The following is a 16,856-nucleotide window of genomic DNA, read 5'->3' as shown; positions in this document are numbered from 1 at the left end:
GTATTCGTTCCGGATTCGATGTCCGAATACCGCCGGTCGCAGGCCGCCGCGAACAGCAGACTCGGCAGGGCAGGAAGCGATACGGGCAAGGAGCGTGAGGGCCATGACGATGTACGCGAGGGTGGGCAGCCCGCTGGGCGAGCTGCTGCTCGTCGGCGAGAGGGCTGCCGGAGCAGCCGGTGCGGCGTCAGGTGCGGCCTTGGTGTCGCTGTCCCTGCCGGGCCAGAAGGGCGGCTCCACGGTCCAGGACGGATGGCTCCACGCCCCGGAGGAGTTCGCCGGGATCGCCGGACAGCTGGCGGCCTACTTCGAAGGGCGGCTGACCCGCTTCGACATCGCGTACGCCGATGGTGCGGGCACGGACTTCCAGCGGCGTGTCTGGAAAGCGCTGGACTCGATCCCGTACGGCGAGACGGTGTCGTACGGCCAGGTGGCCGAGCAGGTCGGCTCCTCCGGGCCGGGGGTACGGGCGGTCGGGACGGCGATCGGCCGCAACCCGCTGCTGATCGTGCGGCCCTGTCACAGGGTCATCGGCGCGGACGGGGCGCTGCGGGGCTACGCGGGCGGCGTGGAGCGCAAGAAGCAGTTGCTGGGGCTGGAGGGCGCCCCGGTGGCCGGTCCCAGGCGTGCGGGCTGACGCTTCCGCGCGAGTGAGGGCGAAAGGATGGTGTCCCGGTGTCAGGTCTCTTTCCACGGCCCCGGACCGTCGTCGCTCCGGGTGCCGTCCATGTGCCCGAGTGGCTTTCGGTGGAGCGGCAGCGGGAGTTGGTCGAGGCATGCCGGGAGTGGGCCAGGGGGCCTGTGCCGCTGCGGCACACGGTGCTGCCGGGTGGTGGCGTGATGTCGGTCCGGACGGTGTGCCTGGGGTGGCACTGGCAGCCGTACCGCTATTCGCGTACCGCCGATGACGTGAACGGCGCGCGGGTCGCCGCGTTCCCCGACTGGCTCGGCGAGTTGGGGCGGGCCGCGCTGGCCGAGGCGTACGGGGACGAGGGCGCCGCCGCCTCGTACACGCCGGACACCGCGTTGATCAACTTCTATGACGGCGCCGCGCGGATGGGCATGCATCAGGACAAGGAGGAGCGCTCCGGCGCTCCTGTGGTGTCGCTGAGCATCGGCGACCGGTGTGTCTTCCGCTTCGGGAACACCGAGGACCGTGGACGGCCCTACTCGGACGTGGAGTTGGCCTCGGGCGATCTGTTCGTGTTCGGCGGTCCGTCACGTTACGCGTTCCACGGAGTGCCCAAGGTGTATGCCGGGACAGCCGAGCCGGCGAGCGGGATGCGCGGCGGCCGGCTCAATCTGACGCTGCGCGAGACCGGGCTGGCAGACGGCTCCTAGCGGTTGGCGAAGGGCTGGTCCGTCCGGACGATCTCCTTGCCGAGCGGCATCAGGGAGACGGGGATGAGCTTGAAGTTCGCGATGCCCAGCGGGATGCCGATGATCGTGATGCACAGGGCGATGCCCGTGAAGATGTGGCCGAGGGCGAGCCACCATCCGGCGAGGATCAGCCAGAGCACGTTCCCGATACAGGAGGGGGCGCCCGCGTCCCGGCGCTCCACGACCGTGTAGCCGAACGGCCAGAGGGCGTAGACGCCGACGCGGAAGGCGGCGACGCCGAACGGGATGCCGATGATCGTGATGCAGAGCAGGAGACCTGCGACCAGGTAGCTGAGGAACATCCAGAAGCCGCAGAGAACCAGCCATATGACGTTCAGAATTGTCTTCACGGGCGATGACCTGCCATCTGCTCGAGTCGGGCAATGCGTTCCGCCATCGGCGGATGCGTCGAGAACATCTTGGACATGCCACGGCCGGGGCGGAACGGGCTCGCGATCATCATGTGGCTCGCGGTCTCGATCCTCGGCTCGGGTGGCAGCGGGAGCTGTTTCGTACCTGCATCGAGCTTACGCAGGGCGCTCGCCAGGGCAAGCGGGTCGCCGGTGAGCTGAGCCCCCGAGGAGTCCGCCTCGTACTCCCGGGAGCGGCTGACGGCGAGCTGGATCACCGAGGCCGCGAGCGGGCCGAGGATCATGATCAGCAGCATGCCGAAGAGTCCGGGGCCCTCGTCGTCGTTGGACCGGCCGATGGGAATCAGCCAGGCGAAGTTCACCAGGAACATGATGACGGAGGCGAGCGCGCCCGCGACCGACGAGATCAGGATGTCGCGGTTGTAGACGTGGCTCAGCTCGTGCCCCAGCACCCCTCGCAGCTCGCGCTCGTCGAGGATCTGGAGGATGCCCTCGGTGCAGCACACGGCCGCGTTGCGCGGGTTGCGGCCGGTGGCGAACGCGTTGGGTGCCTGGGTCGGGGAGATGTAGAGCCGGGGCATGGGCTGCCGGGCGGCGGTCGAGAGCTCACGGACGATGCGGTAGAGCTGCGGCGCCTCGAACTCGCTGACGGGCCTGGCCCGCATGGCGCGGAGCGCGAGCTTGTCGCTGTTCCAGTACGCGTAGGCGTTGGTGCCGATCGCGACGACGAGGGCCACGATCAGGCCCGTACGGCCGAAGAAGCTGCCGATGACGATGATGAGTGCTGACAGGCCCCCGAGGAGTACGGCGGTTCTCAGCCCGTTGTGCCGGCGGTGCACGGTACGCCCTCCAGATGGTGCGGCAGGGGAACCCTTTGCTTGGTGGTGCTCCACTCCCCAGTGGAGCCTCCCGTACTGGTCAACGCCAGGCGAGGAGAGCTAGTTCCCTTGTGCGCGCGGGCGCGGGCATGGGCCGTCCGGGTGGCGGGCCGCTGCCTGTGCTGTGTTCGGAGGGCGTACTCGCGACTGTCTCAGCGCGGAGCGGGAAGACCCGCGAGCGCCAGGGCCTCGTGGTCGGGCTCGACCTCGCTGGTGCAGTGACCGCAGCGGGAGGCGACGGCCGGGATCTCCGAGAAGCAGCGGGGGCAGTCGCGCAGAGCGGCCTTGATGTCGGCCTTCTGCTCCTCCTCCTTGGCCGTGAAGCGGTTCTGGACCTTGGCCATGGGGACGACGACGCAGAAGTAGAGGACCGCGGCGGTGATGATGAAGGCGATGGCGGCGCTGATGAAGAGGCCGTACGGGAACGTCACGCCGTCTGCGGTGAAGGTGGCCTTGCTGAAGTCTCCGGTCCCACGGGTGACGAGGCCGATCAGCGGGACGATGAACGCGTTGCTGAAGCCGGTGACGACGGCCGTGAACGCCGCTCCGACGGCCAGACCGATGGCCATCGAGATGACGTTCCCGCGCAGGATGAAGTCCTTGAAGCCGTTCAGCACCGCTCTGCTCTCCTCTTGCTCAATACGTGACGTATGCAGGCAAGACCATGCCGTGTGCCGGCTGCTCCGGGCAAACCGATCTTGGACGGGTCGTTCGCCGGGTCAGAAGAGGTTGACGGCGGCGAACCTGAGTACCAGTTGCGGGGCGCCGGAGAGGACGATGCCGACGAGAGTGGTGAGGACGATCGCGGTGGTGAGGGGCGCCGGGGCGCGGAGCCTGCGTGCGACGGGGGCCGGGGCGGCCTCTGTGCCGCCTTCGGTGGCTTCCGTGGCCTCCGGGGCCCGGAAGAGGATCGCGGTCCACTGGAGGTAGTAGTAGAGAGCGATCACCACGTTGAAGGCCATCACGACCGCGAGCCAGCCGAGCCCCGCGTCCACGGCCGCCGAGAACACGGTGACCTTGGCGAAGAGGCCGATGATGCCGGGCGGCAGACCGGCCAGGCAGAGCAGGAAGAAGCCCATCGCGAGCGCGGCGAGGGGACGTGAGGCGTACAGGCCGCGGTAGTCGGAGATCCGGTTGCCCGGGTGCGTACGGGCCACCAGGGCGGCCACCGCGAAGGCGCCGAGGTTCACGACGGCGTACATCAGTGCGTACGCGACGGTGGAGCCGATCTGTTCGTCGCTGGAGTACGCGGCGGCCGCGATCGGGACCAGGAGGTAGCCGGCCTGGGCGACGGACGACCACGCGAGCAGGCGTACGGCGCTGCGGGCGCGCGTGGCGCTCTGGCGGATGGCGGCGACGTTGCCGATGGTCATGGTGAGCGCGGCGAGGACGGCGACGGCCGGTCCCCAGACGTCGGCGTACGACGGGAACGCGATCACCGTGACGAGGATGAGGCCGGAGAAACCGACCGCCTTGCCGACGACGGAGAGGTACGCGGCGATGGGCAGCGGCGCGCCCACATAGGTGTCGGGGACCCAGAAGTGGAACGGGGCGGCGGCCGTCTTGAACGCGAATCCGACGAGAGTGAGGACGACACCGGCCTTGGCGAGGGTGTCGAACTGGCCCGGCACGTCGTCGAGACGGGCCGCGATCTCGGTGAGGTACATGGTGCCGGTCGTCGCGTACACGAAGCTGACGCCGAGGAGCATGACGGCGGTGGCGACGACGGAGGACAGGAAGAACTTCAGCGCCGCTTCGGAGGAACGCCGGTCGCCGCGCTTGATGCCGACGAGTGCGAACGCGGGCAGCGAGGCGACTTCGAGGGCGACGACGAGCGTGGCGAGGTCGCGGGAGGCGGGCAGGAGGGCCGCGCCGGCCGCGGACGAGAGCAGGAGGAACCAGTACTCGCCCGCGGGGAGTTTGCGGGTGTCGTCCAGGGAGAGCAGCGCCGTGAGCAGGGCGCCGCCGAGTACGAGGGCCTGGATGACGAGGGCGAAGTGGTCGGCGGTGTAGCTGCACGCGTCTGACGGGCCGGTGACGCAGAACGTGGACCGGTCACCGTCGCGCAGCGGTACGAGGAAGGCGAGAGCCGCGACGAGTCCTGCGATGGTCGCGTACCCGAGGAGCGGCTTGTGCCGTTCGGCGATGAAGAGGTCGGCGACGAGCACCCCGAGGGCCACCGCGGCGGCGATGACGGGGGGCGCGATCGCGAGCCAGTCGACGGACTGGACGAGGCTTGTGGTGCTCTCGGCCGCGGTGGTGACGACGGCTGCGGTCACGACTTGCCTCCTGCGAGGAGCTTCTGCACGGCCGGGTCGGTGAGGCCGAGGAGGACGGCGGGCCAGAGTCCGGCGAGGACGGTGAGGGCGACGAGCGGGGTCCAGGCGGCGAATTCGTACGTCTGGATGTCCGCGATGTGGGGCTGCTGCTGGTGCTTGGCGGGCTCGCCCATGCACACGCGGCGTACGACGAGCAGCATGTACGCGGCGGTGAGGAGGGTGCCGAAGGCGCCGATCGCCATGAAGGTGAGGAAGGCGGGGCGGCTGAGCCCTTCGGCGGGGTCGAACGCGCCGAACAGCGTGAGCATCTCGCCCCAGAAGCCGGCGAGGCCGGGGAGGCCGAGCGAGGCGACGGCGGCGAAGGCGAGGAGGGCGCCGAGGCGGGGGGCCCGGCCGTAGAGCGCTGCGCCGGTCGCGCCCGCGAGGGTGTCGAGGTCGGCGGTGCCGTACCGGTCCTTGACCGCGCCGACCAGGAAGAACAGCAGTCCTGTGATGAGGCCGTGGGCGATGTTGGCGAACAGCGCGCCGTTGACCCCGGTGGGGGTCATGGTCGCGATGCCGAGGAGTACGAAGCCCATGTGGCCGACGGAGGAGTAGGCGATCAGACGCTTGAGGTCGCCCTTGGCGCCGGTGCGCACGAGGGCGAGGCAGGCGAGCGATCCGTAGATGATGCCGACGACCGCGAACGCGGCGAGGTAGGGCGCGAAGGTCCGCATCCCGTCGGGGGTGATGGGGAGCAGGATGCGGACGAATCCGTATGTGCCCATCTTCAGCAGGACGCCGGCGAGCAGGACCGAGCCGACGGTCGGGGCGGCGGTGTGGGCGTCGGGGAGCCAGCTGTGCAGCGGCCACATCGGGGTCTTCACGGCGAGGCCGATCCCGATGGCCAGTACGGCGATGACCTGCACGGATGTGGTGAGTCCACGGCCGTTGTCAGTGGCGAGTGCCACCATGTCGAATGTGCCGCTCTTCAGACCGATGAGGAGCAGGCCCAGCAGCATGATCACCGAGCCGAGCAGTGTGTAGAGGATGAACTTCCAGGCGGCGGCCTGCTTCCTCTCGCCGCCCCAGCGGGCGATGAGGAAGTACATCGGGATGAGGACCATCTCGAAGGCCAGGAAGAACAGCAGCAGGTCGAGTACGGCGAAGGTCGCGAGGGTGCCGGATTCGAGTACGAGGACCAGGGCGACGAATGCCTTCGGGGAGGGGCCCGCGGGCATTTTGTAGTAGCTGTACAGCGCGCAGAGGAAGGTCAGCAGCGCGGTCAGTACGAGGAGGGGGAGCGAAATGCCGTCGACACCGAGGTGGATCCGGACGTCGAGCGCCGGGATCCAGCTGATGTCCGTGCTGGCCTGCATCCTCGACGGCTGGTCGTGGTCGAAGCCGATGGCCAGGACGATCGCCGCGAGAAGGATCGCGCCGGTGATGGTCACGCCGTGGCGGAGCACGGCCTGGCCGGGGTTCTTCCCCTTCAGTCCGGGCGGGGCGGGGAGCAGGGCCGCGGCGGCGCCGAGGAGCGGGCCGACGACGATGAACGCGAGAAGGAACTGCATCACGGATTCGCTGATATCGATCACGGCTCACGACCCGGCGTTGATGTTGGCGAACACGACGGCGGCGATCGCCAGGACAAAGGAACCGGCCAGCAGTGCGCTGAGGTAGGTCTGCACGTTGCCGGTCTGGGCGCGGCGGACGGCGGTGCCGAGCCAGCGTGCGCCGGTGCCGGAGCCGCGTACGTAGGTGTCGACCACCTCGCGGTCCAGGAAGCGGACCAGGCGGGCGGCGGCCTCGACGGGGCGGACGAAGAGCGTCGCGTAGAGCGCGTCGAGGTGGAAGCCGGCGGCGGCGTGGTGGTGGAGCTGTCCGAGGAGCAGACGGCCGGGGTCGGCGGGGTCGGGGGCGTCACCGGCGGCGCCATAGGCGGCCGTGTGCGCGGACAGTGCCTCGATCTCGACGAGCGCGGGTTCGGCGTCGGGGTGGGCCACGACCATGCCGACGGGGGTGCGGGCGGCGAGGGCGGTGGTGTGCCGCCAGGCGCCGTAGGTGACGAGTCCGCCGACGAGACCGACGCCGGTGGAGAGGACGGCGGTGGTGACGGACGGGGTGAGGGCGTGGCCGTCGAACCAGTCGGTGATCACCCCGACGGTCAGTCCGAAGCCGATGGTGGGCACGGCGAGGAGCCAGAGGACGGAGGTCATCGCGACGGGCTGCTTGCCGTGGTCGGGGACCTCGGCGCCGCGTCCCTTGAAGGCGAGGAGCCAGAGGCGGGTGGCGTAGGCGGCGGTGAGGACCGCGGCGAGCAGTCCGGCGACCAGGATCACCCAGCCCGCGGCGGCCGGGGCTACGTCACGGTCGCCGAAGGCGGAGTGCTCGGCGGCGACGAGGACGGCTTCCTTGGAGAAGAAGCCGGCGAACGGCGGGATGGCGGCCAGCGCGAGGAGGGCGACGGTCATCGTCCAGTACGCGTCCGGGATGCGCTTCGTCAGGCCGCCCATGCGGGACATGGCGGCCAGTGAGTTGGTCCCGGCGGCGTGGATGACGACGCCCGCGGCGAGGAAGAGGACGGCCTTGAACGCACCGTGCGAGATGAGGTGGAAGACGGCGGCGCCGCGGTCGGCGACGGCCAGGGCGCCCGACATGTAGCCGAGCTGGCCGATGGTCGAGTAGGCGAGGACGCGCTTGATGTCGTCCTGGGCGAGCGCGGCGAGCCCCGAGCCGATCATCGTGACGGCGGCCATCACGGAGAGGACGACCAGGGCCGCGCCGGATGCGGCGAAGACGGGGAGGAGCCGGGCCACGAAGTAGATCCCCGCGGCGACCATCGTCGCCGCGTGGATGAGCGCGGAGACGGGGGTGGGGCCGGCCATCGCGTCGGGCAGCCAGGTGTGCAGGGGGAACTGCGCGGACTTGCCCGCGACGCCCGCGAGGAGCAGCAGGGCGATGACGGTGGGGTGGTCGAGGCCGCCGTTCGCGACGGCGCCGAGGATGCCCGTGATGCGGAACGTGCCGGTGTCGGCGGCGAGCGCGAACAGGCCGATGAGGAAGGGGACGTCGCCGAGCTTGGTGACCAGGAAGGCCTTGAGGGAGGCCGCGCGGGCTTCCGGGGTCTCCCAGTAGTGGCCGACGAGGAAGTACGAGCAGATGCCCATGATCTCCCAGCCGACCAGGAGCACCATCAGGTCGCCGGAGTAGACGACGAGCAGCATCGCGGAGGTGAAGAGCGAGACCAGCGCCGCGTACGAGGGGTAGCGGGGGTCGTCGCGCAGGTAGGCCGTCGAGTAGATCTGCACGCACGTGGCGACGAGTCCGACCAGCACGGCCACGAGGACGGCGAAGCCGTCGAGGTGCAGGGCGAGGTCGATCGGTACGGAGCCGGTGGGCGTCAGCTGGGTGGCGGCGTCGATGGCCCGGCCACCGCCCTGACGCGCGGCGACGACGACGGCGATGACGGCGGCTGCGAACGTGGGCAGTACGGCGAGGGGGCGTACGAAGCCGGGGGCGGTCCTGCCCATGAGCAGTCCGGCGGCGGCGCCCAGGAAGGGGAGGAGGGGGACGAGGGCGGCGAGGGTCGTGGTGGTCACGCGGTGGCCTCAGCCTTCTTTGCCTTCCCTGCCGGAGCAGTGGCCTGGTCTTCGGTGCCGTGGATGTCCTCGTCACCGGGGAGCGCCTCGGCGGCGTCGGTCTCCGCGGTGTCGCGGAGACGGTCGACGTCGGAGCTGCCGCGGTTGCGGTAGACGGCGAGGACGATCGCCATGCCGATGCCGATCTCGGCTGCGGCGATGGCGATGGTGAAGAGGGTGAGCGCCTGGCCGGAGTGGAGTGCCTCGCGCAGCCAGACGTCGAAGGCGACCAGGTTGAGGTTGACGGCGTTGAGCATCAGCTCGACGGACATCAGGACCAGGATCGCGTTGCGGCGGGCGAGGACTCCGTACAGGCCGGTGCAGAAGAGGAGGGCGGCGAGCACGGCGGGATAGGCGAGGTGCATCAGCTCTTGTCCTCTCGGTCCTTGCGGGACAGGACGATCGCGCCGATGAGGGCGGCGAGCAGCAGGACGGAGAGCGCTTCGAAGGGCAGCACCCAGTGCCGGAAGAGGAACTCTCCGGTCGCGCCGGTGGAGCCCTGCGCCGGTCCTTCGAGGTCGATCCAGGTGGTCCGGAAGGCGTCCACGACCACCCAGACGAGGGCGGTGGCAGCGGCGGCGGCCACGGCGAGGGCGACCCAGCGGTTGCCGGAGTCGGCGTCCGGGGAGCGGCCGATGGGGGCCTTGGTGAGCATCAGCCCGAAGAGGAGGAGGACGACCACGGAACCGACGTAGATCAGTACCTGCACCCAGGCGATGAACTCGGCGGTGAGCAGGAGGTACTCGACGGCGATGCCGCCGAGCGCCACGACCAGCCAGAGCGCGGCGTGCACGAGCTGCTTGGTCGTGACGGTGATGACGGCTGCGCCGAAGGTGGCGAGGCCGACCAGGATGAAGGCGATCTCCACTCCGGTCGGGGAGAGGAACCCGGGGTGGGCCGCGGCTGCTGCGAGGGTCACTCCTGGCCCTCCTGTCGGGGTTCCTGGGTCTGTTCGGCCTCTTCGGTCTGCTGGGCCTTCATTTTTTCCGCCGTCTTGCGTGCGGCGGCGAGCTCCTTCGGGTCCTCGGCTCCCGGGTCGAGCGCGGGCGGCTCCGGCACGGTCCACATCCAGTCGCGGAGCCTGTCGCGCTCATGGGTGAGTTCGAGGATGTCCGTCTCCGCGTACTCGAACTCCGGTGACCAGAACAGCGCGTCGAAGGGGCACACCTCGATGCAGATACCGCAGTACATGCAGAGGGCGAAGTCGATCGCGAAGCGGTCGAGGACGTTACGGCTGCGCTCGCGGCCACCCGGTGCGGCGGCGGGCACCGTCTCCTTGTGGGAGTCGATGTAGATGCACCAGTCGGGGCACTCGCGGGCGCAGAGCATGCAGACCGTGCAGTTCTCCTCGAACAGTCCGATGACGCCGCGGCTGCGGGGCGGCAGTTCGGGCTGGACGTCCGGGTACTGCGCGGTGACCGTCTTCTTCGTCATCGTCCGCAGGGTGACGGCCAGGCCCTTGGCCAGGCCCGAGCCGGGGATCGGAGGCATTAGTTGATCGCCACCTTCACGATGCCGGTGAGCGCAATCTGCGCGAGGGCGAGCGGGATGAGCGTGGTCCAGGCGAGTTTCTGCAACTGGTCCTCGCGGAGTCGGGGGTAGGTGACACGCAGCCAGATGACGACGAAGGCGAGGACGGCCGTCTTGAGGAGGGTCCAGACCCAGCCGAGTCCGTCGGCGCCGAGCGGGCCGTGCCAGCCGCCGAGGAAGAGGACGGTGGTCAGTCCGCACAGCACGACGATGCCCGCGTACTCGGCGAGCAGGAACAGGGCGAAACGGAGGCCGGTGTACTCGGTGTAGGCACCGAAGATGATCTCCGAGTCGGCGACCGGCATGTCGAACGGGGGGCGTTGGAGTTCGGCGAGGCCGGCCACGAAGAAGACCAGGGCTCCGACGATCTGCCAGGGCAGCCACCACCACTCGAAGGCGTTGAGGATGCCGGGGAGGGAGACCGTGCCCGCGGCCATGGCCACGGAGGCGGCGGCGAGCAGCATCGGCAGCTCGTACGCGAGCAGTTGCGCGGCGGTCCGCAGGCCGCCGAGGAGGGAGAACTTGTTGGCCGATGCCCAGCCCGCCATGAGCGAGCCGAGCACGCCGACACCCATCACGGCGAGCACGAAGAAGATGCCCGCGTCGACGACCTGGCCGACCGCGCCCTCGCTGGGGCCGATCGGGATGGCGACGAGCACGAGGAGGTACGGGAGCAGGGCGACGGCGGGTGCGAGCTGGAAGACGCGTCGGTCGGCCTGCGCCGGGACGATGTCCTCCTTCTGCACGAACTTCACGCCGTCCGCGGCGAGCTGGGCCCAGCCGTGGAAGCCGCCCGCGTACATGGGGCCCAGTCGGCCCTGCATGTGGGCCATCACCTTGTGCTCGGTCTGTCCCACGATGAGGGGGACGAGCATGAACACGGCGAAGACGATGAGGAGCCGGAGGGCGACGTCGAGTACGTCGTTCACGCGGGATCGCCTCCGGCGGGGGGTGGTTGGGTGTCGTTCTCGGCGTCGGGGGGCGTGGGGGATTCGGCGGGCGTGGGCTCAGCGGGCGTGGGCTCAGCGGGCGTGGGCTCAGCGGGCGTGGGCTCGGGCGTCGGCTCGGGCGTCGGCTCGGGCGTGGCGCCGCGCTGGGCTTCTCCCTTACCCTCCCCTTCCCGAACCGGGGGCTCGTGCCAGGGCGCGTCGGGGGTTCGCGGCGTCGGTTCCGGGGCCTGGCTCGCCGAGCCCTCGGACACACTGCGCGTGCGGCGCGCGGCGGGCGGCGGAGTCGTGGGTACGCCCTCTGCCGCGGGGGCGGCCCGGCGGGCCGGGCGTTCGCCTGCCGGGCGCGCTGCCCTGGCGGGACGGGACGGGGCGGGTGGGAGCTGGCCCTTCAGGGGGCCCCACTCGTTCGGGTCCGGGACTCCGGGCGGCAGCATGGTGCGCCGCTTGGGGCCGCCGTGTTCGGACTCGCCCGGCTCCTTCGCGCCGGGCCACGCCTTCACGACCCGGGCCGCGAGGACGAAGTCCTTGCGCAGCGGGTGGCCCTCGAAGTTCTCGGGCAGCAGCAACGGGACCAGGTGCGGGTGGCCCTCGAAGGCGATGCCGAACATCTCGTGCGTCTCGCGCTCGTGCCAGTCGGCGCCCGCGTAGATGCCGATGGCCGTGGGGAGGGAGGGGGCGTCGTGCGGGACCGTCGTGCGGAGCAGCAGGCGTCGCACCCTTCCGGTCCCGGGTGCCGCGATGTGGGCGCAGACCCGGAAGCCCGTGCCCGCTTCGTCGACGGCGCTGAGCCAGTCGAAGTAGCTGAGGCCCAGTTCGTCCCGGGCCGTTTCGAGGGCGGCGGTCCAGGAGGCCGGCGGGACGTCCACGGTCAGCAGGTCGTAGGCGTGCTCGGCCGTGGCGTCCGGGCCGAAGATCTCGGTGACGGCGTCCGGGAGACGGTCGTAGGTGTCGGCAGCGTTCGCGTTCCCGTTCACCGGGGGTCCTCCCCCGGAGCCGTCGGGGGCGTAACCAAGCCGCTGCGGAGTGCCGCGGCGGAAGGGCGGCCCGCGTCGGCCTTGCCGTACCGCTCCGCGAGCGACTCGCGGGCGATCTTCTCCTGGAGCTTGATGATGCCCTGGAGCAGGGCCTCCGGGCGGGGCGGGCAGCCCGGTACGTACACGTCGACCGGGATGATCTGGTCGACGCCCTTCGTCACGGAGTACGAGTCCCAGTAGGGGCCGCCGCAGTTGGAGCAGGCCCCGAAGGAGATGACGTACTTCGGCTCGGGCATCTGCTCGTACAGGCGCTTGACGGCCGGGGCCATCTTGTCCGTCACCGTGCCGGACACGACCATGAGGTCGGCCTGGCGGGGGCCCGGAGCGAACGGGATCACGCCGAGCCGCATGAAGTCGTGCCGCGCCATGGACGCGGCGATGAACTCGATGGCGCAGCAGGCGAGCCCGAAGTTGAAGACCCAGAGGCTGTAGCGGCGGCCCCAGTTCAGGACCACCTTCATGGGTTCGGGCGCGAGCCGGGACAGCACGCCGAGCCGCTTGGGCTCCAGCAGTGTCGGGTCCGGCAGCGCGACGGGTCCGGGCTGCGGTTCGCTCGTCACGCCCATTCGAGGACGCCCTTCTTCCATGCGTAGAGCAGTCCTACGGCCAGGAAGCCGAGGAAGATGAACATTTCCACCAACGTCGTCGCCCCATATCCGGGTGCGGCGAATACCGTCGCCCACGGGAAAAGGAAGATCGAGTCGACGGCGAAGATCACGTACAGGAAGGCGTAGACGTAATAACGGACTTGAGTGTGTGCCCAGCCCTCTCCCACGGGATCGACACCGCACTCGTAGGTGAGGAGTTTCTCCGGCGTCGGGACCACGGGCCTGAGCAGTCGGCCGGCCCCGAAGGCGACGGCGACGAACAGCACGCCGATGAGGGCGAGCAGTCCGACCACTGAATAGCTCTCGAAGTACTCCGACGCGAGAACGGTCGGTTCCGGCATGCCCCGCACGTCTTCCACGTCCGCCCCTCGCTCCCTCGAACCTGTTCGACGATCTGTACGCACGGGAGTCTAGGCCCTGCTAAAGGGACGGTAAGCAGCCGCGTCGGACAACGGTGGGGTTATCCCTACTTCACCCCACCCATGTACCCCATGGCGTGCGCAGGTCGCGCCCGGCAGGCTGGAGCGTATGACCATGAGCCCCGATGTGCCGGACAACGACCGGCCGCCGCCCGCGCGCTTCGCCCTAGACCCGTGGACCTGGAAGGAGATCGCCTACCTCCTGGCCAATCTCCCGATGGCGATCGCCGGTTTTGTTTACACAGTGTTCATGATCGGTGTCGGCGTGGGGCTTTCGGTCACCGTCGTCGGCCTGCCGCTCCTCGTGGCGGGGCTCCAGGGCGCCCGCTGGATCGGCCGGATGGAGCGGGGCCGGGCGCGAGGGATGCTCGGGGTGCGGATCGACGAGCCGAGCGCGATCACGCGCGGCCGTCGGGAGAAGGGTTTCTTCTCCTGGCTGTGGGCGGGGCTGAAGGACCCGGTGGGGTGGCGTTCCCTGCTGTACGCGTTCATCCGGCTGCCCTGGGGCGTACTGACGTTCACCATCACGCTGGTGAGCCTGTTCGTGCTGTGGCCGGTGCTCCCCTTCATCGCCCGGGGCCTGACCAATGCGGACCGGGCCATGGTGCGGGGGCTGCTCTCCCCCTCGGACGAACTGGAACGCAGGATCGCTGAGCTGGAGTCGGACCGGGGAGTGGTCGTGGACACCGCCGCCGCCGACCTGCGCCGCATCGAGCGCGATCTGCACGACGGAGCCCAGGCACGCCTCGTCGCCCTCGCCATGGGGCTCGGCCTGGCGAAGGAGAAGCTCACCGAGGACCCCGAAGCAGCCGCCCGCATGGTCGACGAGGCCCACGGCGAGGTCAAGGTCGCCCTCCAGGAACTGCGCGACCTCGCACGCGGCATCCACCCCGCCGTCCTCACCGACCGTGGCCTGGACGCCGCACTCTCCGCCATCGCCTCCCGCTGCACCGTCCCCGTGAAGGTGGGCGTCGAGTTGCCGGGGCGGCCGGCGGAGGCGATCGAGGGGATCGCGTACTTCACGGTGTCGGAGCTGTTGCAGAACGTCAGCAAGCACAGTGGGGCCCGGTTGGCGTCCGTGGATGTGTGGCGGTCCGGAGACCGGCTGCTGATCCAGGTGCAGGACGACGGGGCCGGTGGCGCGCGGATGGACGGCGGTACGGGGATGGCGGGGCTCGCGGAGCGGCTCGGGGCGGTCGACGGGATGTTCGTCCTCGACTCCCCGGCGGGCGGTCCGACGACGGTCACGGCGGAGCTGCCGTGGCGGGACCGCGTGGACCGTGTGGAAGCGGTGGCGCAGAAGGCGCAGCAGAAGAAGTAGCAGTACGGAGTACCCCGGGGTGGGGAAAACCCCCGGCCGGATACGGCGACCGCCCTCATGGTGCGCGACCCTCCGGCACAGCACTCTTGAGACAGACAGCGCTCGCTGAGAAGAAGCCGAGTAGAAACGGACGGCACCCATGGCCACGGCATACGGACCGGACACGCGGGACCACCAGAGGTCCGGGTCCGGCTTCGGGGAGCATCCCCCGGCGAAGCACTTCTTCCCCGCCGCGCTGCGCGCACCCTTCGAGGGGCGGACCTGGCGCGAGTTCGGCTATCTGATGCTGAGCTTCCCGATCAGCACGGTGCTGTTCTGCTTCGCGATCACCATGACCTCGCTGGGCATCGGCATGCTGATCACCTTCCTCGGAGTTCCGATACTCGCGGCCGGTCTTGCCATGTGCCGCGGCTTCGGCGCGATGGAGCGCACCCGGGCGCGCGGACTGCTCAAGCTGGACGTGGCCGACCCCGCGCCGGTGCGGGGGACGGGCGGCCTGATGTCCTGGGTCGGCGCGGTCCTGAAGAGCGGTGTGTCCTGGCGGCATCTGCTCTACGCGCTGCTGCACTTCCCGTGGGCCGTGTTCGCCTTCTCCGTCTCGCTGACGTTCTGGGCGTACGGGTGGGCTGCCTTCACCTACCCGCTGTGGCAGTGGATCTTCCCGGTGTACGCGGGGGTCGACGGCATCCAGCTGTACGGAGACCGGGGCCATCACATCTACCTCGACTCCCCCTTCGAACTGGTGGTGACCGGCGCCGTGGGGCTGGCCCTCGTCATGGTCACGCCGTGGATCATCCGTGGTCTGACGACCGTGGACCGGTTGATGGTGCTCGGTCTGCTGGGCCCGTCCAAGCTGGCGACCCGGGTCTCCGAGCTGGAGTCGGACCGGGGTGTGGTCGTGGACACGGCCGCCGCCGACCTGCGCCGCATCGAGCGCGATCTGCACGACGGCGCCCAGGCACGCCTCGTCGCCCTCGCCATGGATCTGGGCCTGGCGAAGGAGAAGCTGACCGAGGACCCCGAAGCAGCCGCCCGCATGGTCGACGAGGCCCACGGAGAAGTGAAGGTCGCCCTCCAGGAACTGCGCGACCTCGCACGCGGCATCCACCCCGCCGTCCTCACCGACCGTGGCCTGGACGCCGCGCTCTCCGCCATCGCCTCCCGCTGCACCGTCCCCGTGAAGGTCACCGTGGACCTGGACTCCAGGCCCGCCCAGGCGATCGAGGGCATCGCGTACTTCACGGTGTCGGAGCTGTTGCAGAACGTGAGCAAGCACGCGTACGCCACCCGTGCCTCGGTGGATGTGTGGCGCTCGGCGAACAGGCTGATGCTCCAGGTCACCGACAACGGCCGGGGCGGCGCCGACGCGACGGCCGGCAGCGGGCTGGCCGGTCTGACCGAGCGGCTGGACGCGGTGGACGGCATCCTGGTCGTCGACTCCCCGGCCGGCGGCCCGACGAAGGTCACGGCCGAGCTGCCCTGGCGGGGCTGAACCGGCCCCGGCCCGGTGGCGCTGATTCCGTTCTGCCGCGGCGGGGCGGAATCAGCCATTTCCCGCGTACCCCTCCGGCCATTTCCCCCGTACCCCTCGAACCCCCGTCCGGACGCCCGGCCCGAAAGTGCCTCCGCTCGGCCCATCGGGACGCCGATGCTGGGATGCTGGACCCCGCAAGGGGCGGGGCATGCGTCACGGGACGCGTGTCGGCGCGTACACATCAGCAGTGGGGGGACACAGCGTCGTGGAGGACAGGGTGCGGGTGGTCATCGCCGAGGATTCGGTGCTGCTCAGGGAAGGACTCACCCGGCTTCTGACCGATCTCGGGCATGACGTCGTCGCGGGGGTGGGAGACGCCGAGGCACTGCTCAAGACCATTGCGGATCTCGCCGCGCAGGAGACGCTTCCCGATGTCGTGGTCGCCGATGTACGGATGCCGCCGACGCACACGGACGAAGGCGTGCGCGCAGCCGTACGGCTGCGCAAGGACTACCCGGAGATCGGGGTGCTCGTCCTGTCGCAGTACGTCGAGGAGCAGTACGCCACCGAGCTGCTCGCCGGCAGCACCCGGGGCGTGGGCTATCTGCTGAAGGACCGGGTCGCCGAGGTCCGGGAATTCGTGGATGCCGTGGTCCGCGTGGCGCAGGGCGGCACGGCGCTGGACCCCGAGGTCGTGGCGCAGTTGCTGGGGCGGAGCCGTAAGCAGGACGTGCTGGCGGGACTGACGCCGCGCGAGCGGGAGGTCCTCGGTCTGATGGCGGAGGGCCGGACCAATTCGGCGGTCGCGAAGCAGCTGGTCGTCAGCGACGGTGCCGTGGAGAAGCACGTCAGCAACATCTTCCTGAAGCTGGGGCTCTCTCCCAGTGACGGGGATCACCGGCGGGTTCTCGCTGTCCTGACCTACCTGAAATCGTAAATTGACTGACCCCTCGTCAGATGCTGGCGAGGGGCCCGGGGCCTGCGGCAGGTCC

18 protein-coding genes are annotated in these 16,856 nt (G+C 70.0%); 5 read left to right on the top strand and 13 right to left on the bottom strand.

What is annotated here, in order from left to right; all coding sequences use genetic code 11:
* The first annotated feature begins 103 nt into the window (after positions 1–103).
* Positions 104–637 (top strand): methylated-DNA--[protein]-cysteine S-methyltransferase, encoded by a 534-nt coding sequence (locus ACWGO0_RS09645; protein ID WP_453530622.1) that lies wholly within the window; start codon positions 104–106, stop codon positions 635–637.
* Between the two features lie 38 nt (positions 638–675).
* Positions 676–1,341: an alpha-ketoglutarate-dependent dioxygenase AlkB family protein gene (locus tag ACWGO0_RS09640; protein ID WP_453530619.1), complete on the top strand. Its 666-nt coding sequence runs from the start codon at positions 676–678 to the stop codon at positions 1,339–1,341.
* Here the strand turns inward: ACWGO0_RS09640 and ACWGO0_RS09635 are convergent.
* The 13 genes from ACWGO0_RS09635 to ACWGO0_RS09575 all read right to left on the bottom strand — a co-directional run bounded on the left by ACWGO0_RS09635 (position 1,338) and on the right by ACWGO0_RS09575 (position 12,991).
* Positions 1,338–1,730 (bottom strand): YccF domain-containing protein, encoded by a 393-nt coding sequence (locus ACWGO0_RS09635; RefSeq protein WP_453530616.1) that lies wholly within the window; start codon positions 1,728–1,730, stop codon positions 1,338–1,340. The two genes, ACWGO0_RS09640 and ACWGO0_RS09635, sit on opposite strands and share 4 nt — an antisense overlap.
* Entirely contained in the window at positions 1,727–2,590 is an 864-nt protein-coding gene (htpX, locus tag ACWGO0_RS09630; protein ID WP_453530613.1) for a zinc metalloprotease HtpX, read from the bottom strand. Before htpX ends, ACWGO0_RS09635 begins: the two co-directional genes overlap by 4 nt.
* A 191-nt stretch (positions 2,591–2,781) precedes the next feature.
* Positions 2,782–3,246 (bottom strand): large conductance mechanosensitive channel protein MscL, encoded by a 465-nt coding sequence (gene mscL / locus ACWGO0_RS09625; protein WP_453530611.1) that lies wholly within the window; start codon positions 3,244–3,246, stop codon positions 2,782–2,784.
* Positions 3,247–3,348: 102 nt separating this feature from the next.
* Positions 3,349–4,908, bottom strand: coding sequence for an NADH-quinone oxidoreductase subunit N (locus tag ACWGO0_RS09620; RefSeq protein ID WP_453530608.1), 1,560 nt, complete (start codon positions 4,906–4,908; stop codon positions 3,349–3,351).
* Positions 4,905–6,461 carry an NADH-quinone oxidoreductase subunit M gene (locus tag ACWGO0_RS09615; RefSeq protein ID WP_453530731.1) on the bottom strand — a complete coding sequence of 519 codons (1,557 nt, stop codon included), beginning with the start codon at positions 6,459–6,461 and terminating at the stop codon, positions 4,905–4,907. Before ACWGO0_RS09615 ends, ACWGO0_RS09620 begins: the two co-directional genes overlap by 4 nt.
* A 27-nt stretch (positions 6,462–6,488) precedes the next feature.
* On the bottom strand, positions 6,489–8,489 hold the full coding sequence (locus ACWGO0_RS09610) for an NADH-quinone oxidoreductase subunit 5 family protein (RefSeq protein WP_453530605.1): 2,001 nt from the start codon (positions 8,487–8,489) through the stop codon (positions 6,489–6,491).
* Positions 8,486–8,893, bottom strand: coding sequence for an NADH-quinone oxidoreductase subunit NuoK (gene nuoK / locus ACWGO0_RS09605; RefSeq protein ID WP_453530602.1), 408 nt, complete (start codon positions 8,891–8,893; stop codon positions 8,486–8,488). The genes ACWGO0_RS09610 and nuoK overlap by 4 nt, the downstream gene beginning before the upstream one ends.
* Positions 8,893–9,447: an NADH-quinone oxidoreductase subunit J family protein gene (locus ACWGO0_RS09600; RefSeq protein ID WP_453530599.1), complete on the bottom strand. Its 555-nt coding sequence runs from the start codon at positions 9,445–9,447 to the stop codon at positions 8,893–8,895. The genes nuoK and ACWGO0_RS09600 overlap by 1 nt, the downstream gene beginning before the upstream one ends.
* Positions 9,444–10,019: a NuoI/complex I 23 kDa subunit family protein gene (locus ACWGO0_RS09595; protein WP_453530596.1), complete on the bottom strand. Its 576-nt coding sequence runs from the start codon at positions 10,017–10,019 to the stop codon at positions 9,444–9,446. The genes ACWGO0_RS09600 and ACWGO0_RS09595 overlap by 4 nt, the downstream gene beginning before the upstream one ends.
* The gene (locus ACWGO0_RS09590; protein WP_453530593.1) at positions 10,019–10,987 is read right to left on the bottom strand and encodes a complex I subunit 1/NuoH family protein; all 969 of its coding nucleotides are present in this window, start codon (positions 10,985–10,987) and stop codon (positions 10,019–10,021) included. The genes ACWGO0_RS09595 and ACWGO0_RS09590 overlap by 1 nt, the downstream gene beginning before the upstream one ends.
* Complete coding sequence (locus ACWGO0_RS09585) at positions 10,984–11,982, bottom strand: NADH-quinone oxidoreductase subunit C (protein WP_453530590.1); 999 nt, start codon at positions 11,980–11,982, stop codon at positions 10,984–10,986. Before ACWGO0_RS09585 ends, ACWGO0_RS09590 begins: the two co-directional genes overlap by 4 nt.
* Entirely contained in the window at positions 11,979–12,608 is a 630-nt protein-coding gene (locus ACWGO0_RS09580; RefSeq protein ID WP_453530587.1) for an NADH-quinone oxidoreductase subunit B, read from the bottom strand. The genes ACWGO0_RS09585 and ACWGO0_RS09580 overlap by 4 nt, the downstream gene beginning before the upstream one ends.
* Entirely contained in the window at positions 12,599–12,991 is a 393-nt protein-coding gene (locus tag ACWGO0_RS09575) for an NADH-quinone oxidoreductase subunit A (protein ID WP_453530728.1), read from the bottom strand. Before ACWGO0_RS09575 ends, ACWGO0_RS09580 begins: the two co-directional genes overlap by 10 nt.
* 187 nt (positions 12,992–13,178) lie before the next feature.
* Here ACWGO0_RS09575 and ACWGO0_RS09570 point away from each other — a divergent pair, with 187 nt between their 5' ends.
* The 3 genes from ACWGO0_RS09570 (at position 13,179) to ACWGO0_RS09560 (ending at position 16,801) form a co-directional block, all read left to right on the top strand.
* Complete coding sequence (locus tag ACWGO0_RS09570; RefSeq protein WP_453530585.1) at positions 13,179–14,390, top strand: sensor histidine kinase; 1,212 nt, start codon at positions 13,179–13,181, stop codon at positions 14,388–14,390.
* A 139-nt stretch (positions 14,391–14,529) separates the two neighbouring features.
* The gene (locus ACWGO0_RS09565; RefSeq protein ID WP_453530582.1) at positions 14,530–15,882 is read left to right on the top strand and encodes a sensor histidine kinase; all 1,353 of its coding nucleotides are present in this window, start codon (positions 14,530–14,532) and stop codon (positions 15,880–15,882) included.
* Positions 15,883–16,141: 259 nt separating this feature from the next.
* Complete coding sequence (locus ACWGO0_RS09560; RefSeq protein WP_453530726.1) at positions 16,142–16,801, top strand: response regulator; 660 nt, start codon at positions 16,142–16,144, stop codon at positions 16,799–16,801.
* The last annotated feature ends 55 nt before the right edge of the window (positions 16,802–16,856 follow it).

It is taken from the genome of Streptomyces sp. NPDC055749, from assembly GCF_053617235.1.
This window is presented reverse-complemented; position numbering and strand designations above follow the sequence as displayed.

Bases quoted from the DNA above. Each gene is read 5' to 3' on its own strand.
- nuoK (WP_453530602.1), bottom strand. From the start codon at position 8,893: ATGCACCTCGCCTATCCCGCCGTGCTCGCCGCCCTCCTCTTCTGCACC.
- ACWGO0_RS09570 (WP_453530585.1), top strand. From the start codon at position 13,179: ATGACCATGAGCCCCGATGTGCCGGACAACGACCGGCCGCCGCCCGCG.
- ACWGO0_RS09565 (WP_453530582.1), top strand. From the start codon at position 14,530: ATGGCCACGGCATACGGACCGGACACGCGGGACCACCAGAGGTCCGGG.
- ACWGO0_RS09580 (WP_453530587.1), bottom strand. From the start codon at position 12,608: ATGGGCGTGACGAGCGAACCGCAGCCCGGACCCGTCGCGCTGCCGGAC.
- ACWGO0_RS09615 (WP_453530731.1), bottom strand. From the start codon at position 6,461: ATGCAGTTCCTTCTCGCGTTCATCGTCGTCGGCCCGCTCCTCGGCGCC.
- ACWGO0_RS09575 (WP_453530728.1), bottom strand. From the start codon at position 12,991: ATGCCGGAACCGACCGTTCTCGCGTCGGAGTACTTCGAGAGCTATTCA.
- ACWGO0_RS09645 (WP_453530622.1), top strand. From the start codon at position 104: ATGACGATGTACGCGAGGGTGGGCAGCCCGCTGGGCGAGCTGCTGCTC.
- ACWGO0_RS09595 (WP_453530596.1), bottom strand. From the start codon at position 10,019: ATGCCTCCGATCCCCGGCTCGGGCCTGGCCAAGGGCCTGGCCGTCACC.